The 26,859-nt window shown below is 55.5% G+C and carries 29 protein-coding genes; 4 read left to right on the top strand and 25 right to left on the bottom strand.

Translation table 11 applies throughout. From position 1 onward, the window contains the following. From N6G83_RS36415 to fkpA, 9 genes are all read right to left on the bottom strand, one after another. Window positions 1-171, bottom strand: a 171-nt coding sequence (locus tag N6G83_RS36415; RefSeq protein ID WP_235163334.1) for a GTP-binding protein, incomplete at its 3' end; no start/stop codon positions are given. Window positions 172-242: 71 nt separating this feature from the next. Continuing rightward, a complete protein-coding gene (gene fusA / locus N6G83_RS36410; protein ID WP_021181636.1) occupies window positions 243-2,357 on the bottom strand; it encodes an elongation factor G in 2,115 nt (704 codons plus the stop codon). Window positions 2,358-2,447: 90 nt separating this feature from the next. Then, a complete protein-coding gene (rpsG, locus tag N6G83_RS36405) occupies window positions 2,448-2,918 on the bottom strand; it encodes a 30S ribosomal protein S7 (protein ID WP_021181637.1) in 471 nt (156 codons plus the stop codon). 91 nt (window positions 2,919-3,009) lie between these two features. Then, window positions 3,010-3,384 (bottom strand): 30S ribosomal protein S12, encoded by a 375-nt coding sequence (rpsL, locus tag N6G83_RS36400; protein WP_021181638.1) that lies wholly within the window; start codon window positions 3,382-3,384, stop codon window positions 3,010-3,012. Window positions 3,385-3,528: 144 nt separating this feature from the next. Continuing rightward, window positions 3,529-3,816 (bottom strand): sulfurtransferase complex subunit TusB, encoded by a 288-nt coding sequence (tusB, locus tag N6G83_RS36395; protein WP_065684973.1) that lies wholly within the window; start codon window positions 3,814-3,816, stop codon window positions 3,529-3,531. A gap of 9 nt (window positions 3,817-3,825) precedes the next feature. After that, on the bottom strand, window positions 3,826-4,185 hold the full coding sequence (gene tusC, locus N6G83_RS36390) for a sulfurtransferase complex subunit TusC (RefSeq protein ID WP_065684972.1): 360 nt from the start codon (window positions 4,183-4,185) through the stop codon (window positions 3,826-3,828). A 9-nt stretch (window positions 4,186-4,194) separates the two neighbouring features. Then, complete coding sequence (gene tusD / locus N6G83_RS36385) at window positions 4,195-4,584, bottom strand: sulfurtransferase complex subunit TusD (protein WP_065684971.1); 390 nt, start codon at window positions 4,582-4,584, stop codon at window positions 4,195-4,197. Beyond that, on the bottom strand, window positions 4,584-5,306 hold the full coding sequence (locus N6G83_RS36380) for a transcriptional regulator (RefSeq protein WP_024482691.1): 723 nt from the start codon (window positions 5,304-5,306) through the stop codon (window positions 4,584-4,586). Before N6G83_RS36380 ends, tusD begins: the two co-directional genes overlap by 1 nt. Window positions 5,307-5,632: 326 nt before the next feature. After that, a complete protein-coding gene (gene fkpA / locus N6G83_RS36375) occupies window positions 5,633-6,511 on the bottom strand; it encodes an FKBP-type peptidyl-prolyl cis-trans isomerase (RefSeq protein ID WP_065684970.1) in 879 nt (292 codons plus the stop codon). Window positions 6,512-6,828: 317 nt separating this feature from the next. Between fkpA and N6G83_RS36370 the strand changes: the two genes are divergently transcribed. Next, window positions 6,829-7,056, top strand: a complete 228-nt coding sequence (locus N6G83_RS36370; RefSeq protein ID WP_211134519.1) for a protein SlyX — start codon at window positions 6,829-6,831, stop codon at window positions 7,054-7,056. 45 nt (window positions 7,057-7,101) lie between these two features. Here N6G83_RS36370 and slyD read toward each other — a convergent pair whose 3' ends face one another. The 4 genes from slyD to kefG all read right to left on the bottom strand — a co-directional run bounded on the left by slyD (window position 7,102) and on the right by kefG (window position 10,364). Next, entirely contained in the window at window positions 7,102-7,689 is a 588-nt protein-coding gene (gene slyD, locus N6G83_RS36365; protein ID WP_021181645.1) for a peptidylprolyl isomerase, read from the bottom strand. A 94-nt stretch (window positions 7,690-7,783) separates the two neighbouring features. Next, the gene (locus tag N6G83_RS36360; RefSeq protein ID WP_037376686.1) at window positions 7,784-7,987 is read right to left on the bottom strand and encodes a YheV family putative zinc ribbon protein; all 204 of its coding nucleotides are present in this window, start codon (window positions 7,985-7,987) and stop codon (window positions 7,784-7,786) included. A gap of 14 nt (window positions 7,988-8,001) precedes the next feature. Further along, window positions 8,002-9,810 (bottom strand): glutathione-regulated potassium-efflux system protein KefB, encoded by a 1,809-nt coding sequence (gene kefB, locus N6G83_RS36355; RefSeq protein ID WP_211134520.1) that lies wholly within the window; start codon window positions 9,808-9,810, stop codon window positions 8,002-8,004. Next, entirely contained in the window at window positions 9,810-10,364 is a 555-nt protein-coding gene (gene kefG / locus N6G83_RS36350) for a glutathione-regulated potassium-efflux system ancillary protein KefG (RefSeq protein ID WP_024482696.1), read from the bottom strand. Before kefG ends, kefB begins: the two co-directional genes overlap by 1 nt. 134 nt (window positions 10,365-10,498) lie before the next feature. Between kefG and N6G83_RS36345 the strand changes: the two genes are divergently transcribed. Next, window positions 10,499-12,418, top strand: coding sequence for an ABC transporter ATP-binding protein (locus N6G83_RS36345; RefSeq protein WP_024530829.1), 1,920 nt, complete (start codon window positions 10,499-10,501; stop codon window positions 12,416-12,418). A 117-nt stretch (window positions 12,419-12,535) separates the two neighbouring features. Here N6G83_RS36345 and N6G83_RS36340 read toward each other — a convergent pair whose 3' ends face one another. Both N6G83_RS36340 and prs read right to left on the bottom strand, forming a co-directional pair. Beyond that, on the bottom strand, window positions 12,536-14,056 hold the full coding sequence (locus N6G83_RS36340) for a nicotinate phosphoribosyltransferase (protein ID WP_211134521.1): 1,521 nt from the start codon (window positions 14,054-14,056) through the stop codon (window positions 12,536-12,538). A gap of 10 nt (window positions 14,057-14,066) precedes the next feature. After that, complete coding sequence (gene prs, locus N6G83_RS36335; RefSeq protein WP_211134522.1) at window positions 14,067-14,927, bottom strand: ribose-phosphate diphosphokinase; 861 nt, start codon at window positions 14,925-14,927, stop codon at window positions 14,067-14,069. 192 nt (window positions 14,928-15,119) lie between these two features. Between prs and N6G83_RS36330 the strand changes: the two genes are divergently transcribed. Then, window positions 15,120-15,839: an NUDIX hydrolase gene (locus tag N6G83_RS36330; protein WP_024530826.1), complete on the top strand. Its 720-nt coding sequence runs from the start codon at window positions 15,120-15,122 to the stop codon at window positions 15,837-15,839. A gap of 3 nt (window positions 15,840-15,842) precedes the next feature. Here the strand turns inward: N6G83_RS36330 and tauD are convergent, their stop codons facing one another. From tauD to N6G83_RS36285, 9 genes are all read right to left on the bottom strand, one after another. Beyond that, window positions 15,843-16,691, bottom strand: a complete 849-nt coding sequence (tauD, locus tag N6G83_RS36325) for a taurine dioxygenase (RefSeq protein WP_211134523.1) — start codon at window positions 16,689-16,691, stop codon at window positions 15,843-15,845. Beyond that, window positions 16,688-17,521, bottom strand: a complete 834-nt coding sequence (gene tauC / locus N6G83_RS36320) for a taurine ABC transporter permease TauC (RefSeq protein WP_211134524.1) — start codon at window positions 17,519-17,521, stop codon at window positions 16,688-16,690. The genes tauD and tauC overlap by 4 nt, the downstream gene beginning before the upstream one ends. Beyond that, complete coding sequence (tauB, locus tag N6G83_RS36315; RefSeq protein ID WP_074032192.1) at window positions 17,518-18,285, bottom strand: taurine ABC transporter ATP-binding subunit; 768 nt, start codon at window positions 18,283-18,285, stop codon at window positions 17,518-17,520. Before tauB ends, tauC begins: the two co-directional genes overlap by 4 nt. Window positions 18,286-18,295: 10 nt before the next feature. Continuing rightward, window positions 18,296-19,291, bottom strand: coding sequence for a taurine ABC transporter substrate-binding protein (gene tauA / locus N6G83_RS36310; RefSeq protein WP_211134525.1), 996 nt, complete (start codon window positions 19,289-19,291; stop codon window positions 18,296-18,298). Window positions 19,292-19,384: 93 nt separating this feature from the next. Next, window positions 19,385-20,512, bottom strand: a complete 1,128-nt coding sequence (locus N6G83_RS36305; protein WP_211134526.1) for a Gfo/Idh/MocA family protein — start codon at window positions 20,510-20,512, stop codon at window positions 19,385-19,387. Continuing rightward, the gene (locus N6G83_RS36300) at window positions 20,509-21,573 is read right to left on the bottom strand and encodes a sugar phosphate isomerase/epimerase family protein (protein WP_211134527.1); all 1,065 of its coding nucleotides are present in this window, start codon (window positions 21,571-21,573) and stop codon (window positions 20,509-20,511) included. The genes N6G83_RS36305 and N6G83_RS36300 overlap by 4 nt, the downstream gene beginning before the upstream one ends. Beyond that, entirely contained in the window at window positions 21,570-22,646 is a 1,077-nt protein-coding gene (locus N6G83_RS36295) for a Gfo/Idh/MocA family protein (RefSeq protein ID WP_211134528.1), read from the bottom strand. The genes N6G83_RS36300 and N6G83_RS36295 overlap by 4 nt, the downstream gene beginning before the upstream one ends. Continuing rightward, complete coding sequence (locus N6G83_RS36290; protein WP_211134529.1) at window positions 22,639-23,901, bottom strand: MFS transporter; 1,263 nt, start codon at window positions 23,899-23,901, stop codon at window positions 22,639-22,641. The genes N6G83_RS36295 and N6G83_RS36290 overlap by 8 nt, the downstream gene beginning before the upstream one ends. A gap of 47 nt (window positions 23,902-23,948) precedes the next feature. Then, window positions 23,949-24,866, bottom strand: coding sequence for a GNAT family N-acetyltransferase (locus N6G83_RS36285; protein ID WP_196062613.1), 918 nt, complete (start codon window positions 24,864-24,866; stop codon window positions 23,949-23,951). A gap of 233 nt (window positions 24,867-25,099) precedes the next feature. Between N6G83_RS36285 and N6G83_RS36280 the strand changes: the two genes are divergently transcribed. Then, a complete protein-coding gene (locus N6G83_RS36280) occupies window positions 25,100-26,080 on the top strand; it encodes a LacI family DNA-binding transcriptional regulator (protein WP_121608441.1) in 981 nt (326 codons plus the stop codon). On the opposite strand, the gene N6G83_RS36275 is transcribed toward N6G83_RS36280, so the two are convergent. Next, a complete protein-coding gene (locus N6G83_RS36275; protein WP_065684959.1) occupies window positions 26,072-26,854 on the bottom strand; it encodes a PhzF family phenazine biosynthesis protein in 783 nt (260 codons plus the stop codon). The two genes, N6G83_RS36280 and N6G83_RS36275, sit on opposite strands and share 9 nt — an antisense overlap. Between the last annotated feature and the right edge of the window lie 5 nt (window positions 26,855-26,859).

Here is a 26,859-nt window from a genome sequence, read left to right as displayed (position 1 = left end):
TTTTTCTTCTGGCGCGTTATCGATCTGGTCGAAAGCACGTGCAGAACCACCGTAGGTTTTAGCCAGAACGGTAGTGATTGCAGCGGTCAGGGTAGTTTTACCGTGGTCAACGTGGCCGATAGTACCAACGTTAACGTGCGGTTTGGAACGTTCAAATTTTTCTTTAGACACGGCTATATTCCTTAACTCTTTTGCTCCCCCCTCATGGAGGGAGCACTGATCAATGTGTTAAACCCGAAAGCTTATTTACCACGGGCTTCAATTACGGCCTGAGCGACGTTGTTCGGCGCATCATCGTACTTCAGGAACTCCATGGAGTAAGAAGCACGGCCTTTGGTCAGAGAACGCAGTTGAGTTGCGTATCCAAACATCTCGGACAACGGAACTTCAGCGTGAATCTGAACGCCAGTAGCGTTGGATTCCTGACCTTTCAGTTGACCACGACGACGGCTAAGGTCACCGATGACGTCACCAGTGTTCTCTTCCGGCGTTTCAACTTCAACCTTCATGATAGGCTCAAGCAAAACAGGTTTTGCTTTCTTAAAGCCATCTTTAAAGGCGATAGACGCGGCCAGTTTAAACGCCAATTCGGAGGAGTCAACATCGTGGAAAGAACCGAAATGCAGACGCACACCGAGATCAACTACCGGATAACCGGCCAGTGGACCAGACTTAAGTTGCTCCTGAAGACCTTTATCAATGGCAGGGATGTATTCCGTTGGGATCACACCACCTTTAATGTCATTGATGAACTCGTAGCCTTTCGGATTTGAGCCCGGCTCCAGTGGGTACATGTCGATAACAACATGACCATACTGACCACGACCACCAGACTGCTTGGCGTGTTTACCTTCGATGTCAGTAACTTTCGCGCGAATTGCTTCACGGTAAGCAACCTGTGGTTTACCCACGTTCGCTTCAACGTTAAATTCACGACGCATACGGTCAACCAGGATATCCAGGTGAAGTTCACCCATACCTGCGATGATGGTCTGACCTGATTCTTCGTCAGTCCATACGCGGAATGATGGGTCTTCCTTCGCCAGACGGCCCAGAGCCAGACCCATTTTTTCCTGGTCAGCTTTGGTTTTTGGTTCTACCGCTACGGAGATTACCGGCTCTGGGAACTCCATACGCTCAAGAATGATCGGGCTAGCAGGATCACACAGCGTATCACCGGTAGTTACGTCTTTCAGACCGATTGCCGCAGCGATGTCGCCTGCACGAACTTCTTTAATTTCTTCACGCTTGTTAGCGTGCATCTGAACGATACGGCCCAGACGCTCACGCGCGGCCTTCACGGAGTTCAGAACGGTGTCACCGGAGTTAACAACGCCAGAATACACACGGAAGAACGTCAGGTTACCCACGAATGGGTCGGTAGCGATTTTGAACGCCAGTGCAGAGAACGGCTCTGAGTCGTCAGAATGACGTACTGCAGGGGTGTCTTTACCGTCGTCCAGAATACCGTTGATAGCTTCAACGTCATTTGGCGCTGGCAGGTATTCGATAACCGCATCCAGCATTGCCTGTACGCCTTTGTTTTTAAAGGCAGAACCACAGGTTACCAGAATCACTTCGTTGTTCAGCACGCGCTGACGCAAAGCTTTCTTGATTTCTTCCTCGGTCAGCTCTTCGCCGCCCAGGTATTTGTCCATCAGCTCATCTGAGGCTTCAGCAGCAGACTCGACCAGATTCTGGTGCCATTCAGCAGCCAGTTCTTGCATGTCAGCTGGGATCTCTTCGTATTCGAAGGTCACGCCTGCATCAGCTTCGTTCCAGTTGATGGCTTTCATTTTCACCAGGTCAACAACACCGGTGAATTTCTCTTCTGCGCCAATTGCCAGCTGCAATGGAACCGGGTTTGCGCCCAGACGAGATTTAAGCTGACCAACAACTTTCAGGAAGTTGGCACCCATACGGTCCATTTTGTTAACGAACGCGATGCGTGGCACTTTGTATTTGTTAGCCTGACGCCATACGGTTTCAGACTGTGGCTGAACACCACCAACAGCACAGTAAACCATTACCGCGCCATCAAGCACACGCATGGAACGTTCTACTTCGATGGTGAAGTCAACGTGCCCTGGGGTGTCGATGATGTTTACACGGTGCGGCTCAAACTGCTTGGCCATACCAGACCAGAAAGCAGTTGTCGCTGCAGAAGTAATGGTAATACCACGCTCCTGCTCTTGTTCCATCCAGTCCATGGTGGCGGCGCCGTCATGAACTTCACCGATTTTGTGGTTTACACCGGTGTAGAACAGGATACGTTCGGTAGTTGTGGTCTTACCGGCGTCGATGTGAGCACTGATACCGATATTACGGTAGCGCTCAATGGGTGTTGTACGAGCCATTTGATTCCTCTATTGCCTTAGGCGGTTCGGTGAAACCAAGCGGGTTGGCTTCTTGAAGCGCCCACTTGGTTAGCAAAACTACTGCATGGATTACCAGCGGTAGTGGGCGAACGCCTTGTTGGCTTCTGCCATACGGTGAACGTCTTCACGCTTCTTAACAGCAGAACCTTTGTTCTCTGCTGCATCAGACAGTTCGTTCGCCAGGCGCAGAGCCATGGATTTATCACCACGTTTACGAGCGGCATCAACGATCCAACGCATTGCCAGGGCATTACGACGAACCGGACGAACTTCAACTGGTACCTGGTAAGTAGAACCACCAACGCGGCGAGACTTAACTTCTACAGTCGGGCGCACGTTGTCGAGAGCGACTTCGAAAGCTTCCAGGTGACCTTTACCAGAACGCTGAGCCAGGGTCTCCAGCGCGGTATAGACGATTGCTTCTGCAGTAGATTTCTTGCCATCTACCATCAGAATGTTTACAAATTTAGCCAACAGCTCGGATCCGAACTTAGGATCTGGCAGGATTTTACGTTGGCCTATTACGCGACGACGTGGCATGGAAATACTCCGTTGAAAATTTCAGGATTGTCCAAAACTCTACGAGTTTATTTTGACATTAAAATGTTTGGCCTTACTTAACGGAGAACCATTAAGCCTTTGGCTTCTTCACGCCGTACTTGGAACGAGCTTGCTTACGGTCTTTAACGCCGGAGCAGTCAAGTGCACCACGGACGGTGTGGTAACGCACACCTGGCAAGTCTTTAACACGACCGCCACGGATCAGGATTACGGAGTGTTCCTGCAGGTTGTGGCCTTCGCCACCAATGTAAGAACTCACTTCGAAACCGTTAGTCAAACGCACACGGCAAACTTTACGCAGTGCGGAGTTTGGTTTTTTCGGGGTGGTAGTATATACGCGAGTACATACGCCACGTTTCTGCGGGCAAGCTTCCAGCGCTGGAACGTTGCTTTTAGCAGCCTTCACAGAGCGTGGTTTGCGAACCAGCTGATTAATCGTAGTCATTAAAAAAAGCTCCTGGGTTTTGCTTCGTTTTTTGCTTCGTAAACATGTGATAAATCCCCCGTATGCACTATTGGCACAGTACGAGGACGCAGAATTTTATGGCTGACTGGTAGAGGTGTCAAGAAATATACAACATCACACGCATTACCATGCCATTTGGCTGTGGTGTGTCTCGGTTAACACAACGAAGTCAGTATAACCGATCAGCGTGATTTTGGGTGAAAAATGACCAGACAGGCCTCTGGCATCCAGATCGTCCTGCAGCGCATAAAGGGATATGGGGGCATTGAGCAATAAATCAAGGCTGGCGCTACCGGCCAGGCCGGCCAGTAAGCCGTCTTGCAACAACAACAGGGCATCACCTTCTCTGGTGAGCCTTAACAACGCAGGCAGGTCGCAACGGGTTGGGGAATGGCTTAGGGTATACAGCATCAAAGTATCCTAGAAAGTCATGACCACATCGTAAGCGGCCAGTTTCTCGCGCAGAGTCTCTGGCGGCAGAATTTCGGCCTTCAACACCCAGTCGGTGACCTGTTGCAGCCCGCGCTCCTGGATGGCCGTTGCGCAGAGATAGCAGTTATCAACGTCATACAGCGGCAATACGCCAAAGGTGGCGATGTAATTGCGGGCCAGGATCTTTTCGGGTTGTTGGCCCGGCAGCAGTTGCAACACGCCATCGCCGACAAAAAACACGCCGATATCCTCGCTCAGTGCCGACGTCGCCAGTACCGCATCCAGCCCTTCTCTGCCAGCCGCACTGCCATGTGGCCCTTGGGTAAATACAAACGCAACTCGCTTCATTCTACTCACTTAAAACTGTACCAGACGATCGTTGCTCAGCGCCGCTTCTGCCAATGAGCCTAAACCGCTGAGGGTAAACCCCGGCTGCAGGTTAGCGGCCGCCAATGCCAGCTGTGCGGCTTCTTGCTCATCGGCCACGCCACGGCGCAAAGCTGCCGCCACACAGACGTTAAGCTCCACACCATGCCGCTGTGCCAGATCAACCCACGCACGCACCAGATCGAACTCATCGCTGGCCGGAGATGATAGCTGGTTAGCATTCAGCACCCCTTCGCGATAGAAAAAAACGCTGGTAATGCGGTGGCCTGCCGCCAACAGGGCCTGGGCGAATTGCCAGGCGCTGCTCGCTTGCTGAGTACCATAAGCCGGGCCAGTGACCAATAGGCAGTAGTTAAGCATCAGCGCTCATTGCCCAGCAGATCGCCACTCTTGAACTGGCGGATATACAGGTAAACGGTATGTTTGGAGATATTCAGGCGATCGGCAACCTGATTGATCGCGTCCTTGATATCAAAAATGCCTTTCTCATACAGGTTGAGTACGATCTGGCGATTTTTGGCGTTATTGGACACGTTGCGATCGGCATTCACCTCTTCGATGGTGAACTCCAACGTCTGCGCCACCAGATCGTCAACCGAGGAGGCAAAGTTGACAGAGGAAGCTACCTCCTGCGTTTCCGGCGGCATAAAGGTCTGGATGATCTGCGAGAACGGCACATCAAGGTTCATGTTGATACACAGCAAGCCGATCACCCGCTGTTCGCGATTGCGGATGGCAATCGTCACCGACTTCATCAACACGCCACTTTTGGCCCGGGTGAAATAGGCTTTGGAGACGCTGCTGTCATCGCCCGCCATATCGTGCAGCATGCGCAGTGCCAGATCGGTGATCGGCGAACCGATTTTACGCCCGGTGTGCTCGCCATTGGCGATACGCACGGCGGAGCATTTCAGATCCTCCAGGGAGTGCAGCACGATTTCGCAGTGCCCACCAATCAGCATCGCCAGCCCGTCGACCACGACTTCATACGACTTCAGGATTTCATGGTCCGTCTGACTAAACGGACGCTCATTCAGCAAATCAAGTTCGCTGGCTTCGCTGGATAAAAGCGAATTTGACATCGAAGATACCACCTACATAGATCGCCTGTGCCAGGGGACGCAACTAAAACGGCTCGCGCAGGAGACAATCGCTGCCGGGAGCAGTTTTAGGTACACGCCCTAAGGGGCAGGCGCATGATTCATAAGTTCAGACCCAGAGTCTAGCAAAACGGTCAGATGCTGGTTCTTACATTTGCGCGTGATATTGACGTTAAGCCCGATGCCCGGCAGGCGTCAAGCGATCAGTAGAGACAGGAAGTAAAGTTGCAGGATATTTTGCATTCTTGGTCGTGCAGAAATGAAAACCGCCGCGAAGGACATTCGCGGCGGTTGGGAAAATCTTAGACTTATTTGGCTTTAGCGTCTGCAGCAGCTTCGTCAGCCGCTTTTTCTGTTTTGTCGTCAGCCTTGGCTGCCGGTTTCACATCCAGCAGTTCAACATCAAACACCAGCGTGGAGTTGGCAGGGATCCCTGGAACGCCATTTTTGCCGTAGGCCAGTGCCGGTGGGATAACCAGTTTGATCTTGCCACCTTTCTTGATGTGCTTCAGGCCTTCGGTCCAGCCTGGGATCACGCCGTCCAGACGGAATGACAATGGCTCGCCGCGATCGTAGGAGTTGTCAAACACGGTGCCGTCGGTCAGGGTACCTTTGTAGTTTACCACTACGGTATCGCTGTCTTTCGGTGCTTCACCGGTCCCTTCTTTCTCTACTTTGTACAGCAGACCAGATTCGGTTTTCTTCGCGCCTTTTTCTTTGGCGAAGGCTTCAGCGTATTTAGCGCCTTTCGCTTCGTTTTCTTTCGCGTCCTGCTCCATCTTCGCCTGAGCGGAAGCCTTCACGCGCACTTCAAAACCTTGCAGGGTTTTTTCGATGTCAGAGTCATTCAGCTTGCTTTGCTTGGCAAACGCGTCTTTAACAGCCCCGAGCATCACGTCTTTGTCCAGCTTGATGCCCAGTTTTTCTTGTTCATCCAGCGAGTTTTCCATGTAGCGGCCGAGTTGAACACCCAGTGCGTAAGCTACCTGCTCATCGTCATTCTTGAACTTGCCGGTGCTTGGTGCTTCTGCAGGTTTAGCCGCTTCAGCAGCAGGCGCAACCTCACCGGTAGTGGTAACGGTAGCTGCATCAGCAGGTTTGGCCGCATCGGCTGCCATAACTTGGGTCGCATTCAGAGCAAGAGCCATAGTGGTTGCCAGAAGCGTGACTTTAAACAAAGATTTCATCCATTTCTCCAGTGTCTGAAGCGGTGCCTCAAACCATCATTAAGTAAGTTAACCGGGCTACTATAGCTGCCTGAAACAAAACAAAACAGTCACACAGGTAACCAATCGAGTCAAGATGTGACCTCATATTGGTAGCAAAGTTCAAGAAAAATAAAAATAGCATTGATAATTAACGATTTTATTTAACGACTTTGCGGATTGAATTGTCCGCTCTACGGCAGTGAAAAGCCACTTGCCGAAATTGGCAGGCACAAAGCCGACCGCTACTGATAACATAGTGCCAGAATCCCGGATTTAACAGTGCCAGAGGTAACATCATGCACGAGAAAAACTACGAGAACCTGCTTCTGCGGTTGGAAGAGATAGAAAGCCGCCAGGCCTTTCAGGAAGTGACGATTGAGGAACTCAATCAAACCGTGGTGCAGCATCAGCTTGAAATGCTGAAGATACAAGAGCATCTGCGCCTGCTGACCGACAAACTGCGCGCCAGCCAACCTTCGATGATCGCCTCGCAGTCGGAAGAGACGCCGCCCCCGCATTACTAAAAAAGGCCGCCGAAGCGACCTTTTGTTGCAGTTACAGCACCAGAATTAGTGGCAGCCGCAACCACCGTTGCCACCACAGCCGCCTTTCTTGCCGTGGTCATGATCGTGGTCGTGATCGTGGCCATGACCGCCGCAGCAGCCGTCACCGTGTTCGTGGTGATGATCGTGCTCACCGTGAACGTGGCCGTGGGCCAGTTCTTCTTCGGTCGCTTCACGGAGCGCCACAACTTCTACGTGGAAGTTCAGGTCTTGGCCAGCCAGCATGTGGTTACCATCAACCACTACGTGGTCACCATCAACTTCGGTGATTTCAACCGGAACCGGGCCCTGATCGGTATCAGCCAGGAAGCGCATACCTACCTGCAGTTCATCAACGCCCATAAAGACGTCTTTAGGAACGCGCTGCACCAGGTTTTCATCGTAGTTGCCGTAAGCTTCGTTAGCGGCAACATGAACGTCGAAACGATCGCCCGCTTCGTGACCTTCGAGCGCTTTTTCCAGACCTGCGATCAGAGAGCCATGCCCGTGCAGATAGTCCAACGGTGCACTCACCGGAGACTCATCAACCAAAACACCGTCTTCTGTACGTACTTGGTAAGCCAGGCTGACCACCAAGTCTTTTGTTACTTTCATGATATCTCCTACCGTTGGAAACTAAATCGGTGGAGATTGTAGCGGAAATCTCCAGCGCTGTACCCTTCAGCATAAAAAATCACGGCAGATAACGCTACTCCGGATGAAAAATACCGATCACCTGCTCCTGCGGACGAACGTGTTTTTCCACCTGTTGCTCGGTCTGGCGCTGATGGTGGCCACACTTGACGCACTCCACCACTTCAACCTGGTCTTCACGCCAAACCGCCAGCGTATCCATAGCGTTACAGCTTGGGCAAACCGCCCCGGCGATAAATCTTTTACGTGTTGCAGACATCATTGTGCTCCGAATTATTCGTATTCATCCCAACCGTCGAACTGCCGTTTTTCTTTTTGCATTTCACGGTGGAAAAGTTCTTCCAGCTCGCGCCGGGCTTCTTTCACGCGGGAAATCTGGGCCACGTCCCCCAGATGCGGAGGCATCAGTTCACGCAGCATGCGCATATCCAGACGGCGAAAATGCTGCTGAGCGCGATAAGCCTGATGCGGGTGCATCCCCAACTCCGTTAACGCCTTGCGCCCCAGCTCCAGAGCGCTGGAGAAGGTTTCCCGGCTAAACTGTTTTACGCCAGCCTGTAGCAACTCATGCGCTTCCACACGCCCCCGCGCCCGCGCCAAAATGGACAGGTTGGGGAAGTGCTGCTGGCACAGATGGACAATGGCCATGGTATCTTCCGGCTCATTACAGGTAATAACGATAGATTTGGCTTTTGCCGCACCGGCTGCCCGCAGCAGTTCCAGCTCCGTAGCATCCCCGTAGTAAACCTTGTAACCGTATCGGCGCAATACGCCAACCGCGCTAACGTCCCGCTCAAGCACGGTGATACGCTTCTTGTTAGCCATCAGTAAGCGGCCAATCACCTGCCCGAAGCGGCCGAAGCCGACGATGATTACCTGCGGATCGTCATCTGCCACGTAGGGAGCCTCTTCATCCTCATCCTTGGCGTTATAGCGGCGGGCCAGAATGCGATCGATAATCTGCATCAGCAGCGGCGTGGTCATCATTGAGAGCGTCACCACGACCAGCAGCAAGGCCAGTTGATCGTCGTCAAAGATATGCTGTGTCGACGCCGCCGAGAACAGCACGAAGGCGAACTCCCCGCCCTGGCTCAGCACCCCGGAAAATTGCAGACGTACCGAGCGTCGCAGGCCAAAGATACGCGCCATCGAGTACAATACACCCGACTTCACCGCCACCAGGATCAACACGCCAAGCAGCACTTCCAGCAGATGGGTATACAACACGCCCATATTCAGTGCCATGCCTACCGAGATGAAGAACAGCCCGAGCAGCAGCCCTTTGAAAGGCTCAATGGCGATTTCCAGCTCATGGCGATATTCGCTCTCTGCGAGCAACACCCCGGCGATAAAAGTCCCCAATGCCATCGACAGACCAAGGGCATCCATAAACAGCGCAGCCCCCAGGACCACCAACAACGCGGCGGCCGTAAATATTTCACGCACCCCAGATGAGGCGATATAACGAAATAACGGGCGTAACAGGAAACGCCCGCCGATCAGCATGCCGCCGAAGGCCGCAACCTTCATGGCGATTTTCGCCCAATCATCGCTGGTGCCTGCGCCACCGGCCAGGATCGGGATCAACGCTAACGCCGGGATCACCGCCATATCCTGGAACAGCAGCACCGAGAAACCTAGCTGGCCCCCTTCGTTACGGTTCATCCCCTTTTCACGCATCAGCTGCAGCGCCATGGCCGTCGATGACATGGCCAGACCAATGCCGCCGATCACTGCCGCCTGCCAGGCGAAATGGCTAAAATACAGCAGCGCGCCGAGCACTGCCGCCGTGACCAATACCTGCCCGGCACCGACACCAAAGATCGAACGACGCAGTTCCCATAGTTTGGCCGGGTTCAGTTCCAGCCCGATGATAAACATCAGGAACACCACACCCAACTCGGAGAAATGCAGAATTTCATCCACATCCCGAATGAATCCCAATCCCCACGGGCCGATGGCGATACCGGCGATCAGATAGCCTAAAACAGCCCCGATCCCCAGGCGACGGGCAATGGGTACTGTCACCACCGCGGCAAACAGGAACAGCAGTATGGCGGTTAATAGCGCGGAACCTTCCATCAGTGCCTCCCGGTGTGCGGTAAGGGGTTACGCAACCAATCGCCATAGGCGCTGGCGTGGCTGCTCAGCACTTCCGGTTTCTGGCGGCGTGCCCAGTAGACGAGGATCGGCGTCAGCCAGTGCATATGACACATGGCCGCAGTCAGTTCAAAAGGGCGCAGAATATCCTCGATCGGATAGCGATTATAACCGCCGGTGCGATAGGCGCCTTCCGGCTCCCCGGTAGTGATCACCGAACGCCAGTATTTGCCTGCCAGCGCATTACCGCCCATCCCACTGGCAAAGCCACGGGACAGCACACGGTCCAGCCACTCTTTCAGCAAGGCCGGGCAGCTATAGGTATATAAAGGGTGTTGGAAAACGATGACCTGATGGTCGCGCAGCAGCTGTTGTTCGTGATGGATATCAATAAAGAAATCCGGATAGTGCGCGTATAAATCGTGCACGGTGACATGTTCCAACTGCTGTGCCGGTTGTAACAAAACCCGGTTTGCTACCGAGTCCTGGGATTCCGGATGGGCATACAGCAGCAAAACCTTCGGCGGCTGTGACATCATTCCCCTCCAAAGCGTCGTCAGGGTGGCGGATTTCCGTTACCATGCAACGCAAAGACTAATAATAGGACTGCTACGCGTCCTGTTAACGTAAACTCAATTCAATTTAACATACTCTGAACAAACGGCGCTTTATGATTGTTTTCTCCTCGCTACAAATCCGACGCGGCACCCGCGTCCTGTTGGACAACGCCACGGCGACGGTTAATCCAGGTCAGAAAGTCGGCCTGGTGGGTAAGAACGGCTGTGGGAAATCCACGCTGCTGGCCCTGTTGAAAGGTGAGATCGCCGCAGACGGTGGCAGCTACACCTTCCCAAACAACTGGGCGCTGGCCTGGGTGAATCAGGAAACTCCGGCACTGGACGTGCCCGCCATTGAGTATGTTATCGATGGAGATCGGGAATTCCGCCAGTTGGAAGCCGAATTACAGGTGGCAAACGATAATAACGACGGCCACGCCATCGCCACGCTGCACGGCAAGCTCGATGCCCTGGATGCCTGGACCATCCGTTCCCGTGCCGCCAGCCTGTTGCACGGTTTAGGCTTTTCCAACGAGCAACTGCAAAGCCCGGTGCGCGCCTTCTCGGGCGGATGGCGTATGCGCCTCAACCTGGCTCAGGCTTTGGTTTGCCGCTCCGATCTGCTATTGCTGGACGAACCCACCAACCACCTGGATCTGGATGCAGTGATCTGGCTGGAACGCTGGCTGAAAAGCTATCCGGGCACCCTGGTGCTGATTTCGCATGACCGTGATTTCCTCGACCCAATCGTCGACAAGATCCTGCACATCGAAAATGAGACCATCAACGAATATACCGGCAACTATTCCTCCTTTGAGCGCCAGCGCGTCACCAAACTGGCACAGCAGCAGTCGCTGTATCAGAGCCAACAGGAAAAAGTGGCGCATCTGCAAAGCTATATTGACCGTTTCCGTGCTCAGGCCACCAAGGCCAAACAGGCACAGAGCCGCATCAAAATGCTGGAACGGATGGAGCTGATTGCCCCAGCGCACGTCGATAATCCGTTCACGTTTAGCTTCCGCCAACCCGAAAGTCTGCCAAATCCCTTGCTGCGGATGGAAAAAGTCAGCGCAGGCTATGGCGACAAAGTGATCTTGCAGTCAATCAAGCTCAACCTGGTGCCCGGTTCACGTATTGGCCTGTTGGGGCGTAACGGCGCCGGTAAATCAACGCTGATCAAAATGCTGGCTGGCACGCTGGAGCCGTTAAGCGGGGAGATCGGGCTGGCAAAGGGTATCAAACTGGGTTACTTCGCCCAGCATCAGTTGGAGTTCCTGCGCGCCGATGAGTCGCCACTGCAGCATCTGAGCCGTATAGCCCCTCGTGTGTTAGAACAGCAGTTACGCGATTACCTTGGCGGCTTCGGCTTCCAGGGCGATAAAGTCACCGAAATCACCGAACGTTTCTCCGGCGGTGAAAAGGCACGGCTGGTGCTGGCGCTAATCGTCTGGCAGCGCCCTAACTTGCTGCTGCTCGATGAACCGACCAACCACCTGGATCTGGATATGCGCCAGGCGTTGACCGAAGCGCTGATCGATTTCGAGGGGGCATTGGTGGTGGTTTCGCACGACCGCCATCTGCTGCGTTCTACTACCGACGATCTGTATCTGGTGCACGATGGCCAGGTGGAGCAGTTCGAGGGCGATCTGGACGATTACCAGCAGTGGCTTAGCGATCTGCAAAAGCAGCAGGCGCAGCAGGATGCCGCACCGAAGCAGGATAACGGCAACAGCGCCCAGGCGCGTAAAGACCAAAAGCGCCGTGAAGCCGAATTCCGTACGCAAACCCAACCGCTGCGTAAGCAGATCGCCAAGCTGGAACAACAGATGGATAAGCTGGGTGCCGAATTGGCCGCGGTGGAAGAACAGCTGGCAGACTCGGCGCTGTACGACATCAGCCGTAAAGCCGATCTGACCGCCTGCCTGCAAAAGCAAAGCCAGGCCAAGTCCGCTCTGGAAGAAACGGAAATGACCTGGCTGGATGCCCAGGAACAGCTGGAGACGCTGACCCAGGCGTTTGAAGCAGAGAGTTGATTTAACGCCCCCTCTCCCAAAGGGAGAGGGGGCCTATCGTGCTACAGCTTAACTCTGGTTATAATCCTTTATATCAACTAGTTAAATATTAACTCTGTAATCGCCTACGAGCTCAATTCAGTTCTCACTCCCTGTGGGAGAGGGTTGGAGTGAGGGGCAGGCAATGCGCTGGCGGATTTGCTCCAGTGAGTCCTGGTTGTAGAGTCTGCCATCCAGGAAGCGCGTTTTCAGTTCGCCCTGCTGTTCCTGCTGCCAATCCTGATTATCCAGCAGTTGATATTCCCCTGCTTCATCGCGGACCACCCGCAACAAACCGCGTGCAGACTGTTTCAGACCGCTATCGGTCTTCGGTTGTTTGAAGATGGGGCGCCCCACTCCGTTCACCTCACCATAGGTGGCCTTCATCGCGAAACCAAAGGTATCGCGAGTATTGTACTGATAAGTAAAGGAACCCACGCCAAACACTACGTTAGAACTGGCAAAACCTTTCGCTTCCAGCCGTTGCAGAATTTCCTGGGCGCGTTCCAGAGTGATGGAGTCTCCATAAATCAGCCCGACATGCGGATCCAACACTTTGTAGCCCTTGCTGTTAACCGTGCCGCCAAAGATTTCCCACAACACTTCCACCGAGCCTTTCTCTTCGGGGCTACGTTGCGTACTGCGATCGCTGTCGTCGCCGGTTCCACAAAGAATAGCCACCGGGTCGCCACTGTCTGGGCGGAAGACCACTCGGCCATCGCGCGCCATAATCTTGCTGTGTAACTCACGAGTAAACTCCGTCAGCACCTGCCAGTAATCCCAGGTATCCGACACGATGGAAACCAGCCCGTTCGGGTAAAGATCTTCAATCAGGCGGCGGAACGTTTCGATCTCCGTTGCCTGCTCTCCCATGCACATCACACTATGTTCGGTGGCGGGAATGCTGCCAGCCACGAAGTAATCTTCAGCGGTTGGATAATACTTCTGTGCGTACAGCACCGCAGGAATGTTGTCGGTCCCCTTGAAGCTGAGCAAATGCCCGGCACCGGATTGCGCGACATCATGCATGCCCGACATGCCGCGGAAGGAAAAGTCGTGGCATTGGAAATCCAGATGCGCCAGGTCATCACAGGTTTTATCCGCCCACATCTGGCAGATCTTGCGGTAATGGTGGGCAATGGTGGCATTGGTGGAAGCCTTCCACAGTTCGGCCGAGATCACCGTTTCCAGGTAGTTGACCAGCCAGAAGAACTCCTCACGCGTATTGGTGATGGTCAACACAGGCACCTTCATCCTCACCTTGCTGCCTTCATCCAGCCCTTTGATATGCAGCGGCAGATAGCCCAGCTGATGCAGGGCGCGAATATGCTCCACGCAGACTCGGTCCTGACCAATGTAGCTATCCATCAGCTTTTTATATTCCCCCACTATCTGCTCTTCCGGTTGGGCAAAAAACTGTTGGTTGAAGAGATCCACCATGAACCACTGCAACAAACCCTGCAAACCAAAGAACACCAGTTGGCCGTCCGGCAACGGGGAAGCAAAGAACCGATCGCTGCGCGGCGTGAAGTTGGAATAGATCCGCGTAGTACCCAGCGGATACTGCTCACGGTGTGACACTTTATAGCCATCAATCGCCAGAATAGGATTGGTCAACATAGTCGGTTCCTTAGTGAGCGTAGATACGCGCAATATCAATCAGTTCAACACGTTGCTCAGCGAGTTCCGCCGCAGCATAGGAAGTGGTGCTATAGATGTTATCGATGCCTTGGCTCAGCAAAGCCGCAGTGCCTTTGGAAAACACCCCGTGGGTGACATACAGGCTGACCGTACGAGCCCCCGCCTGACGCAACACCTTGGCCGAGCCGATAAAGGTACCGCCGCCGTCGCACAGGTCATCCACAATCAGCACGTCTTTGCCCTGCACATCACCGGCCAGCAGTTCGAAACTCGTCAGTTCGCCGCTGAACACGTCCCGGTGTTTGGTCAGGATGCCGTATTGCGCGATGCCAAAGTGGGCTGCCACCGCGTGAATTTTTTTCAGCGCGCCGGCATCCGGAGCTACCAAGAACAGCTGCTGCTGGGTCAATAAATTGGCCAGTCTGCTGCTGTGCTGCATGCAATGTTGCTGAGTAATGATGTGCATGTTGTCGATCACGGCGGCAGCCACTTCGCTGTGTGGATCCAGTACCGTCACGCGGTCAAACGCCAAGGTGTTGAGTAATTGGCCGAACACCTTGAGCGCAAAGCTGTCGCCGGAGGTCATATGGCGATCCTGGCGGGCGTAGGGCAGGTAAGGCAGCTCAAGCAGGCTTTCTTTGATCAGGAACTGGTGGCGTACCGCCTGCGCCAATTGTGCCAGCAGCATGAAGTCATCCATGCTGCGCATTGCTCTGGCACGAATACGCATCTGCGAAGCTCCCGTTGTTTCAGGCTGTGCAAAACGGGCATACACCGCCCCATCGGGAAACTTCCCGGTTGTCACCTTCACTTCAATATCGTTCAAAAACAACTGCAGCTGTGCGCTCATATTCTTCTCCCTTATCAATTATTGTCCCTAAGACATTTATATAATTGTCCAAGAGACATTTATTGGCAAGCGAAAAATGTATCAATCGCAGCGAAATCGCTTAACCATATGTTTATTCGAGTTTTTAATAATTATCATTAGCCGGCAGCTATTGTTATATTGTCTCAAAGACCTTTTTAGCCGAGCGCCAACATGACCACGCAAGCCGAGTACCTGAAAAACTACGATCCGCGCCTCTTCCCCTCACCGCTTGTCACCGTTGACAGCGTGCTGTTTACCGTACACGGCGGGAAGCTGTGCGTGCTGTTGGCCAAGCGCGCTAATCACCCTTTCCTCGAGCAGTGGGGATTGCCCGGCGGGTTTATCGATTTGCAGCGTGACACCTCCACGCAAGCGACGGCCGAACGTAAACTGAGGGAAAAAACCGGTTTGGTGCCACCCTATCTGGCGCAGTTGGCCAGTTTTTCTGGCCCCGAAAGGGACCCGCGCGGCTGGAGCCTGACCACGGTCTACTTTGCTCTGATCGCCCATGCCGATTGCCAGCCGCATATCGCCGACGTGAGCGATGTAGCCTGGGTACCGTTGGACAGCCTGCAAGCGCAGCAGCTGGCTTTCGATCATCAAACGATCGTAGAAGCGGCACTGCAGCGGCTGCGGCAAAAAACGGCTTACTCCATGCTGCCGGTCTATTGCCTGCCAGCGGAGTTTACGCTTTCCCAGTTGCAGGAAGTGATTGAGATCATCTTGTCGCATACGGTACAGCGCAAAAGCCTGATGCGGCGTTTTGACGCTTCGGAAATGTTTGAGGAAACCGGCGAGAGAGTGGCAACAGGCGCACGTAAGGCACGCCTGTATCGCAGGAAAGCGGGAGTAGATATGAGAAACTTTTCCAGAAACCTGATGGTGGAGTGATCCTCAGGCGCGATAAAACGGCTTATCTCCCAGAATGGTCGCGCGGTGCATAATACGCCGCTGCGGCAGGTAATCCGCGTTGGCGTAATGCTGCGTCACCCGGTTATCCCAGATGGCAATATCATTGGCCTGCCAGCGCCAGCGCACCTGAAACTCCGGCTTGGTGATATGCGCAAACAGGAAGCTCAGCAGGGCATCACTCTCCTTCGCCGCCAGATCGACAATCCGCGTAGTAAACCCTTCATTGACGAACAGCGCCTGCTTGCCGGTCACCGGATGGGTGCGGATCACCGGATGCAGCAAAGGTGGATTTTTCTGCACGGCCAACTGCCAGCGTTGATGCTCTTCCTCGCTGCCACGATGTTTATACTCGGGGAACGACTTGGTGAAGTCATGTTCCGCCTGTAACCCGGCCAACAGCCGCTTAAAGGGTCCGGACAACGCCTCATAGGCGGCAATCCCGCTGGCCCACAGCGTGTCCCCACCGCTCGTCGGCAACTGCTTGGCGGCTAAAATCGCCCCCTGCGGCGGGTTTTCAATGAAGGTGACATCGGTATGCCAGTTGTCGTTATCCGGCGGATTATCGTCATGGGTATCCAGCACAATGATCTCCTCCACATCGGGAGCATGTGGATACACCGGATGAATATGCAGATCGCCGAAGCGCCCTGCCAGCTCGCGCTGTTGTAGCGGCGTGATTGGCTGTTCGCGCAGGAACAGTACCTGATGTTTGAGCAAAGCATGGTAAAGCTGTTCAAACTGGCCGTCGCCCAGTGGCCGCGCCAGACTGACATTTTCCACCAACGCGCCGATATAAGGCCCCAACGGGGTAATTGCCAAACGTTCGTTCATTGCTGTACTCCATGCCAGGGGGTCAAACGGCGCTGTAAGGCACGCAGCCCAAGCTCCAGACCAAATGCAATTATCGCAATCACGCTGATACCGGCGATCACTACGTCGGTCGCCAAAAACTCACCTGCGGACTGCACCATGAATCCCAGACCGCGCGTGGCGGCAATCAGTTCAGCGGCCACCAGCGTAGACCAGCCGACGCCCAGGCCAATACGGATACCGGTCAGAATTTCCGGAAGCGCGCTCGGCAACACCACAAAGCGCAACAGTTGCCAGCGGCTGGCTCCCAAAGCTTGTGCAGCACGAATGCGCACCTGCGCTACGCTGCATACGCCTGCCACGGTCGAAAGCGTCACCGGGGCAAAAATCGCCAGGTAGATCAGCAGAATTTTCGAGGTTTCGCCAATGCCAAACCAGATCACCATCAGCGGCAGATAGGCCAGCGGCGGCACCGGACGATAAATTTCAATCAAGGGATCTAGCAGGCCACGTACCGTGTCACTCAACCCCATCGCAATACCCACCGGGACACCGATGACCACCGCAGCAAGCAGTGCCACCAGGATACGACCCAGGCTGGCGGCCAAGTGTTGCCAAAGCGTGGCATCCATAAAGCCTTGCGGGCTGGCAATGACCACTAACTGATGCAATACCTGCTGCGGAGCGGGTAGAAATAACGGGCTGATCAGCTGCAAGGCGGTTACTGCCCACCAGACCGCCAACAGCACCAGCAAGGTTGTCGCGCTCAGCTTGAGGCTGCGCGGCAGCGTGAAACGAGATTGACGCACCGCTGTCGGTACTGCGGCTTTCAGAACAGAATGCAGGCTCATAGCAAGGCCTCGCGCTGTTGGAACACCCGGCCCAGCACGTATTCACGCTGGGCGATAAACTCAGAATCGGACTTGATGGCGCGGCAAGCCTCTCCGGCGGCATAGCGCTGGCCAAAATTCAGCGATAAACGCTCCACCACCTGCCCAGGGCCAGGAGAAAGCAGTATCAGCTCGCTGGCCAGGAATACCGCTTCTTCAATGTCATGGGTGATCAGCAGCACCTGCTTGCCGGTATCGCGCCAAATGTTCAACAGCAGTTCTTGCATCTGCTCGCGAGTGAATGCGTCCAGTGCCCCGAAAGGCTCATCCAGCAGCAATAGCCGAGGGTCAGCAGCCAAGGCGCGGGCAATACCTACCCGCTGACGCATTCCACCGGACAGTTGCCAGATGAAGTGTTGTTCATAGCCGGTCAACCCAACGCGTTGCAACATCTGCTGCGCCACCTTGCGGCGTTGCGGCTTGGCCACACCGGCCAGTTGCAAGCCAAACTCCACGTTATCCACCACGTTGCGCCACGGCAGTAAGCCTTCATGCTGGAAGACCACGCCCCGCTCGGCACCCGGGCCTTTGACGGGGACATCATCCAACGTAATGCTGCCTGCCGTTGGCTCAATAAACCCGGCGATCAAATTCAGCAACGTGGTCTTGCCGCAGCCAGAAGGCCCCAACACCACCACCAGTTGCCCTCTGGCTATCTGGAACGACACATCGCGCAGCGCCGCACGCCCCTGATAATCGGCCGAAAGATGGTTAACGTTTAGCATGGCGGACCCCTTACGACTGCGGCGCAGCCTGCACCTGTTTGACAAAGCGGTCGGTCACATAGGCGCTGTAATCACTGTCCACCTGCGGGATCTTGCCCTGTTGCTTGAGGAACTCGGCGGTATCACGAATGGCTTTATCTACCGGCTGGCCCAGTTGAGTGACCTGATCGGCAACCGGCAGGTAGCGGTTACCCTTCACCAGTTCCGGCACCTGCTCTGGCGGCACTCCGCTCAGGCGAGCCAGCGTGCTGAGGTTGCTTGGGTCTTTCAGCCACTGTTCCGGCTGTGCCAGATAGGCCTTCTGCGCCTTCAGGGCGCTGGCGGCAAACGCGGTGACGACTTCAGGGTGCTGCTCGGCAAAGTCTTTGCGCACTACCCACACGTCCAGCGTTGGTGAGCCCCACTGGCCAACCTGCTCGGAGTCGGTCAGCACCTTGCCTTGTTTGGCGAGTTCATTGACCACCGGTGCCCATACGTAGGCCCCGTCGATATCCCCACGCTGCCAGGCCGCCGCAATGGCTGGCGGTTGCAGGTTGAGAATTTGCACCTGGTCAGGTTTGATGCCCCAGTGTTTCAGGGAGGCCAGCAGGCTGTAGTGAGTGGTGGAAATGAACGGTACCGCAATACGCTTACCGATCAGATCCTGGGGAGATTTGATGTCATTTTTCACCACCAGCGCTTCGGAACTGCCCAGCTGCGAGGCGATCAGGAACACTTCGATAGGGAGCTTCTGGCTGGCGGCCACGGCCAACGGGCTGGAACCGATATTGCCAATCTGCACGTCGCCAGAGGCCAGCGCACGCAACACGCTGGAGCCGCTATCGAACTTGCGCCAGTCAACGGTCGCGCCAGACTGTTTGGCAAAGCTGTTTTCCGCCTGCGCCACCTTGGCGGGTTCGGCGGAGGTCTGGTACGCCACGGTGACGTCCACTGCCTGGGCACTGGCCGCACCGAGCGATAAAGCCAACAATACTGCACTGCGTAATGAGAAAAGTTTGCTCGCCATGATCCGCTCCGTTGATAAAATTCTGTGCTGTGACCAACAGTTTTATCTGAGCGGCGCTCGGCAATAAAAGAATAAAAAAATATTCTTTATTACTTATGGCGATATCAATACCACCCACTCTCCCCCTGCACGGCTACTGCGCTGAGCGGCATCAATAAACGCCATCCCTTGCACACCCGTTTCAATCCCTGGTAACAACGGTGCCGCCGAAGGGCCATCACGCAAACACCGGGCCGCTTCACGGTAAATCTGGCCAAACCCTTCCAGATAACCTTCAGGATGCCCTGCGGGTACGCGGGCCAACTGGCGGTTCTCTACGTGCTGAAATGCCGAAGCGCGGGTGATGCAATAGGGGGGCGCGTCAAAAGGCCGTATCCACAGCTGGTTCGGGTTTTCCTGGCAAAACTCCAGGCTGCCCTCACTGCCGTAAACTCGTAACTTCAGCCCATTCTCATGACCACAGGCTACCTGGCTAGCCCAGAGCCGACCTTTGGCACCGTTGGCATAACGCATCTGCACTCGCACGTCGTCATCCAGCTTGCGCCCCGCGATGAATGACGTCAGCTCAGCGCTGATCGCCTCAGGCAACATGCCACTGACAAACTCTGCCAGTTGCCAAGCATGGGTACCTACGTCACCGATGCAACCGGATCCGGCTTTTTCCGGCTGCGCACGCCAACCGGCCTGCTTGTTGTCGGTCAGTTCTAACGGTTTTGCCAGCCACTGCTGCAGATATTCCACCTCAACGAAGCGGATCTCGCCCAACTCCCCCGCCAATATCCGGCTACGTGCCTCACGCACCAGCGGGTAGGCGCTGTAGTTATGGGTCAGGATCAGTTGTCTGCCGCTTTGGTGCACCGTTTGTGCCAGTTGCAGAGCCTCGGCATAGGAGGTGCATAACGGCTTATCGCAGATCACATCAATCCCGGCGTTGAGAAAGGCACTGGCGACTGGGGCGTGCAAATGATTCGGGGTCACGATCGCAACGACATCAATTCCATCCTCGCGTGCCGCTTCCGCCAACGCCATCTGGGTAAAATCGGCATAGCAGCGATCCGGTTGCAGATGCAGTAGCGCCCCGGTGCGCAGACAGTTTTGTCTATCGGAGGAGAAAGCCCCGGCGACCAGCTCAAACTCATCATCCATCCGCGCCGCCAGCCGATGCACCGCGCCAATAAACGCGCCTTCACCACCACCTACCATTCCCAGCTTCAATCTCATGATGCATCCTCCACGCCCAGCATGGCTCTGACTCGCTCACGGTCAGTATCCACCGCGGCAAAATCATCAAAGGCCCGTTCCGCTACCGGAATAATATGGCGGGCGATAAAGGCGGCACCTTCGCGTGCCCCAGCCTCCGGCGACTTAAGGCAGCACTCCCATTCCAACGTAGCGACTCCAGGGAAGCCGTACTGCGTCAGCTTGCTGAAAATCGCCGGGAAGTCGATCTGACCGTCCCCCAACGAACGGAAGCGCCCAGGCCTTTCCAACCACGGTTGGTAGCCCCCATATACGCCGCTGCGGGCGTTGGGGCGGTACTCGGCATCTTTGACGTGAAATGCGCGGATACGTGGGTGATAACAATCGATAAAGCCCAGATAGTCCATTTGCTGCAAATGCAGATGGCTCGGATCATAGAGAATATGGCAGCGGGGATGATTGCCGACCTTGGCCAGAAAGCGTTCAAAGGTCACGCCGTCATGTAAATCCTCCCCCGGATGCAGCTCATAGCACACATCTACACCAGCCCGATCGAAGGCGTCCAGGATCGGCAGCCAGCGCTCGGCCAACTGTTCGAAAGCCTCCTCCAACAGTAACGCATTATGCGGCGGCCACGGATAGAAATAGGGCCACGCCAGCGCCCCAGAGAAGGTCGCATGAGCCGTTAGCCCCAAGCGCTGAGATGCCTGTGCCGCCAGCAACAGTTGCTCCGTTGCCCAGGCCTGCCGCAACTGCGGTTTACCCCGGACTTCTGGCGGAGCAAAACCGTCAAAGGCCAGATCGTAGGCAGGATGGACGGCGACCAGTTGCCCTTGCAAATGCGTCGACAGCTCGCTGATGCGAATACCGTGCCGTCCAAGCCGCGCGACGACCTCATCGCAATAATCCTGACTACGCGCCGCCAGCGCCAAATCGAAAATGGCCGGCTCAAGCGTGGGGATCTGGACGCTGGTAAAACCCAACCCGGCAGCCCACTCCGCCAGGCCATCCAGCGTATTAAACGGGGCCTGCTCGGCGATAAACTGCGCCAGAAACAGCCCCGGCCCCTGTATCGTCTTCATTCCTCACTCCCCAATACCACCGTGCGTTGGCTGCGTACCGCTTCGTCCGCCGCCAGCACCACCCGTAAGCTGTTTAGCGCATCCTGAAGATGCTGATTGAGATCCAGGCCCTCACGAATAGCCTGTAAAAAGTAACGCTGTTCACTCAGGCACAGCGCTAAATGGTCCGGCTCATCCTGGCAATCGATCCAGCGATCCGGCCGCTTAAAGCGGTTCTCATCGTCTAAATCGGCGTAATGCACCCGCAATGATTCGGTTTTGGTATGTCCCCCGACATCGTCAGAAGCCCTTTCGTGATGACGGGCCACGATCGAAACCGCGCCGCGCGGCCCAATGACGTCTTTCACAAAGTAAGCCGTTTCACTGATCATCGGCCCCCAGCCAGCTTCGTACCAGCCGATCGATCCGTCGGCAAAACGCACCTGTAGCTGGCCGTAGTTATACATCCCCTGCGGCAGGTCATCGGTCAGCCGGGCACCGATAGCGCTTACGCTGATCGGTTCTGCCTGGGCCATCTGGCACATCACGTCCAGATAATGTACTCCGCAATCAACGATTGGCGACAATGACTGCATCAGGTTGCGATGCACATTCCACATCTGTCCGTGGCTTTGCTGGTTGAGGTTCATCCGCATCACCAAGGGCTTACCCAAACCGCGAGCGAGCTCCACAAACTGCTGCCAAGAGGGGTGATGGCGCAGAATATAGCCCACCACCACCTGTCGTTGTGCCTGATGAGCAGCAGCAATCACCCTTTCAGCCCCTGCTACCGTGGTGGCGAGTGGCTTTTCGATAAACAGATGACATCCCGCGGCCAGCGCCGCCAAGGCGTAGGCTTCGTGGGTGTCCGGATAAGTGGTCAGGCACACGGCATCAGGCCGGGTTTGCGCCAGCGCTAACTCAAAGTCGCTAAAGGTGGGATAACCGCCGCCCAAACGTTGATTGAGCAGCTCACGCGACTCGCCCCGAGCGACCAGCCCGCAGATTGTCACCCCTTCCATAGCGTGGTAGGCCTCGGCATGGGACGCCCCCATATTGCCGCAGCCCACCACCAGCACCCGCAAATCAGCCATCGCGTTTCTCCCCTGCTGGAATATCGCTGTAGTTGAAAGTGACGAAGAACAGCGCGGCGATCGCCAATGCGCCAAAGGCCGGGTACCACCAGAAATGCTGCCATTGCGGCAACGCCGCAGCCCCTTCCGCCGTCACCATATGGTTAAACAGCGCACCGCTGATCTGCGAACCAATCAACATACCGATGCCGTAGGTGAACAGCACCAGCAGGCTTTGTGCCTGGCCTTTCACCTTATCCCCCGCCACTTTATCGGTATAGATAAAGCCGATAACGAAGAAGAAGTCATAGCACATGCCATGCAGGATGATGCCGAGGTAGATCATCCAGCGCATTTCTTCGGTAATGCCCAGAGCGAACATCACGTAGCGTAGGAACCAGGAAAGCATGCCGATCATCAGCATGTACTTGATCCCCAAGCGGGCAAACAGGAACGGGATCAGCAGCATGAAGAACAGCTCGGACATTTGCCCCAACGACATCACGCCACCCACATTGGTGAAACCGGCCGCGGCTACGAACGGCGCGGCATAGGCGTAATACGCCGCCAGCGGGATCGAGATCAGCATGGCGCAGATGATAAACACCAGGAAATGGCGCTGCTTGAGCATCGCGAAAGCATCGGCGCACAGCAGATCGCGCATTTTTACTGGCTTGCCGCGTTCCGGTGCCGGGGTATGCGGCAGCGTAAAACTGTAAATCGCCAATGCCAGAGAGGCCACGGCTGCCAGCGTGAAGATATCGGTACTGTCCGACAGGCCGCTGGTGCCGACAATCAGCCCGGCGACAATCCAGCCAAAGGTGCCGAACGCCCGCACAATCGGGAAGGCCTTCTCACTGTTGCTCAGGCTGTAAAATGCCACGTTATTGCTCAGGGCAATGGTGGGCATGTAGCACAACATATAGCCAAAGATGATCCACAGCAGCCCGCTGCCATGCCCCTCGGCAAAGAACCCTGGCATCATCCAGAGCAGGCCAGCCCCAATCAGGTGCAGTACAGCCAACACTTTTTGCGAGGCAAAGAAACGATCGACGACCATACCCAACACAAAAGGCGACAGGATGGAGGCAATCGGCCCGGTGGAATAGGCATCACCAATGATCGCCGCCAAGCCGTATTTGCCCATCACCACGCCAAGCGTAACGTACCAGGCTCCCCAGACAAAAAATTGCAGGAACATCATCAGTGCCAGCCGTGGCACCACCCATTTGAACGTGGCACTTTTGGCCTCCTGGGCCAGGCTATCTGTTTGCATAACTCCCCCATCGGTGTTGGTTGGTTAATACGGCAACGACGCCAGTGCTAACCGCTTTCCGGTAAAAAGGACGGCATCACCACGCCGCCGGGTTGTTGCGCCTGGCCTTTCACCTGCGCGATATGTAATTCACAAATTCGTCCGCCCCAGCGCAGCAAAACCTGGCTCAGCGCGGAGCGCTCTGCGGGTACCAATACCACCGGTGTCGTACCGCGATGATGGCTATCCAGCATCCAACCGAGTAACTCAAGGGCGATCTCTTCGCTATGGCAGCACCCCGGCCCCAACATGCGGGAGGCCGGATGCGCCACCGAGGCCAAATAGCCACCGATGCGATCGTCCAGCTCCCAGACGGCAACCCGCCACAGTCCACGGGTATCATTGAGGAAATAATCGATATCGCGCTGGCGTTCGATGCCCAGTATTTCGCGCTCCAGCTCCAGGATGGCGGGCAGATCGTCGAGCCGGGCTGCCCGCACCTGGCCGCGAGTCAGGCGTGGATAAGCAAATCCCTGGATCGGCACCGGGATCGTCATATCCTGATAGAGGGCATACGGGGTAAATCCCCCGCGCTGGTAGAGCGAATAGGAATCCAGGTTTAGCGCGCTGGATAGCAAACGGACCGGTAAGCCACCCGCCAGTTCGTCGGCCTTGGCCAACAAACGGCTGGCAATCCTGCGGCCAAAATAATCGGGATGAACATTCATGATGCCCAATCCCAAATGAGTTTCACGCGGGTGGAAAAAGCAGGAGCCACAGATCGCCCCTTGTTGATCGCGCGCAATCCAGTGGTGGCCCTGATCCAACTGCTGGTAGACATCAACAAACAGGCCGCAACTTTCCGGCCCGGCAGAGAAGATGTCGCCCAGCCCGTGGCGCTGATACCAGGCATTGGTTGAGCAATGGATCAGAGCGGCAATCTCGCTGCGATCTTGCGCCTGCGCTAGCTGAAGCTGTATCTCCATCTGCCACCTCCTATTGCGTCACCATTGGGGGGAATTCGGTCTAAATTAGAAATGTAATCGATTTCATTTTGCGATAAATAAAATGTAATCGATTTCTTTTTTTCGGCAACCGGATTGATATGATTAAAAGCAGGTAGAGGATGAATTTGTAATCGCTGTCACAAACCCTTCGTAGTGATCGTACTTTTTGCCGCATACTGTGCGAGGCAAACGGGCAGAAGGAAAAGCAAACCATGTCGATAGCAAAGGTGGCGAAAATCGCTGGCGTCTCAGCGGCCACCGTCTCACGGGTGTTGAACGGCCAACAGATCGTCAAACCGGCCACTCGCGATAAGGTCCTGGCGGCGATCCGCGCGTGTGACTATCAACCCAATCTGCTGGCACGCCAACTGCGCACTGCCCGCAGCGGGATGCTGTTGGTGCTGGTGTCCAATATCACCAACCCCTTTTGCTCACTGGTGGTGCGCGGTATCGAAGAAGAGGCCGAACGCCACGGTTACCATATTCTGCTGTGCAACTCGGAATCCAATCCCACCCGTGAATCCGCCTACCTCAGCCTGCTGAGTGGCAAGGTGGTTGACGGGGTGATCACCATGGATGCCATCAGTTGTTTGCCGGGGCTGACCGCCATGATCGGTGATTTCCCCTGGGTACAATGCGGCGAAGGGGATACCCAATTCCGCGCCTCCTCCGTCACCATCGATAATCACCAGGCCGCCATGGCCGGTGTGCAGCACTTGGCCGCCAAGGGCCGCCAACGGATCGCGTTGCTCAATGGTGATATGCGTTATCTGTATTCACAACAGCGGGAACAGGGCTATCGGCAGGCGTTGGCAGAGCTGGGGCTGGACTATTGCCGGGTGGAATACGTCGAAGGGCTGGATTACGCCGCTGGAGCCAAGGCGATGAGTGATTTGCTGGCAGACGGGCCACGGCCAGATGCGGTATTTGCCATTTCGGATGTAATTGCCGGAGGCGCGATGAGTGCCTTGCACCAGCAGGGCTTACGCATTCCAGAAGATATCGCGGTAATGGGATTTGACGGTGTGCCGTTTGGCAGCATCACCACTCCGCCGCTGACCACCATCGTACAGCCCATGCATCAGTTCGGCGTGCGCAGCGTGCAGTTGCTGCTGGAGAAAATTCAGGGCCAGCAGTTGCCTCCTTGCCACGACGTGCTGGATTGGCAACTGCTGGAACGGAGTTCAACCTGAAATCGTGCCGCGTAAGAAAATACGTGCGTGGCCACCCAGCAAGGTACGCTCCCCTTGCAGTTCGCAAAACAGTTCACCACCGCGTGATGATAGCTGCTTGGCATGCAATACGTGGCGGCCAAGACGCGCCGTCCAGTAAGGCATCAGTATGCAATGGGCGGAGCCGGTGACCGGATCCTCACTGCGATCCAGCGAGAAATAGCGCGAGACAAAATCTACCTCATCGCCCGGAGCCGTGACGATCACGCCACAGCCAAGGTGGTCAATCAGCTCGGCGATCGCAGGCTGTACCGCCCTGACCTGCGCCTCATCGGCCAATACCGCCATCAGCGACTGGGCTCGCCACACTTCCTGCGGTTGCACACCGAGCAAAGCGGCCAACCGTGGCGGTTCAGCAATTTTCTGTGGTGGGCGAGAAGGGAAATCCAGGATTAGCCGTTCACCGTCGGCCGCATCGCGTTTGACATACAGCTCACCGCTGGCGGAACGGAAACGGATATCGCTCAACCCCGGGTTGACCACGTTTAACAGCACGTGCGCCGTAGCCAAAGTGGCATGTCCGCAGAGATCCACTTCCCGCGTTGGCGTGAACCAGCGGATCGCGTACATGTCACCATCCTGCCAGACAAAGCTGGTTTCCGGCAGGTTAAGCTCGTTGGCGATGGCCTGCATCTGCGCCGCCTCCAGCGGTTGTTGCAGCAGGCAGACACCGGCCGGGTTGCCCCGCAGTCCCTCGCCGATAAAGGCATCCACATGGAAATAGTTTTCGTTCATCAGCG

Source organism: Serratia sp. PL7 (assembly GCF_945957435.1).
The sequence above is the reverse complement of the archived record's forward strand: the minus strand, read 5'-3'. Positions and strand labels throughout refer to the sequence as shown.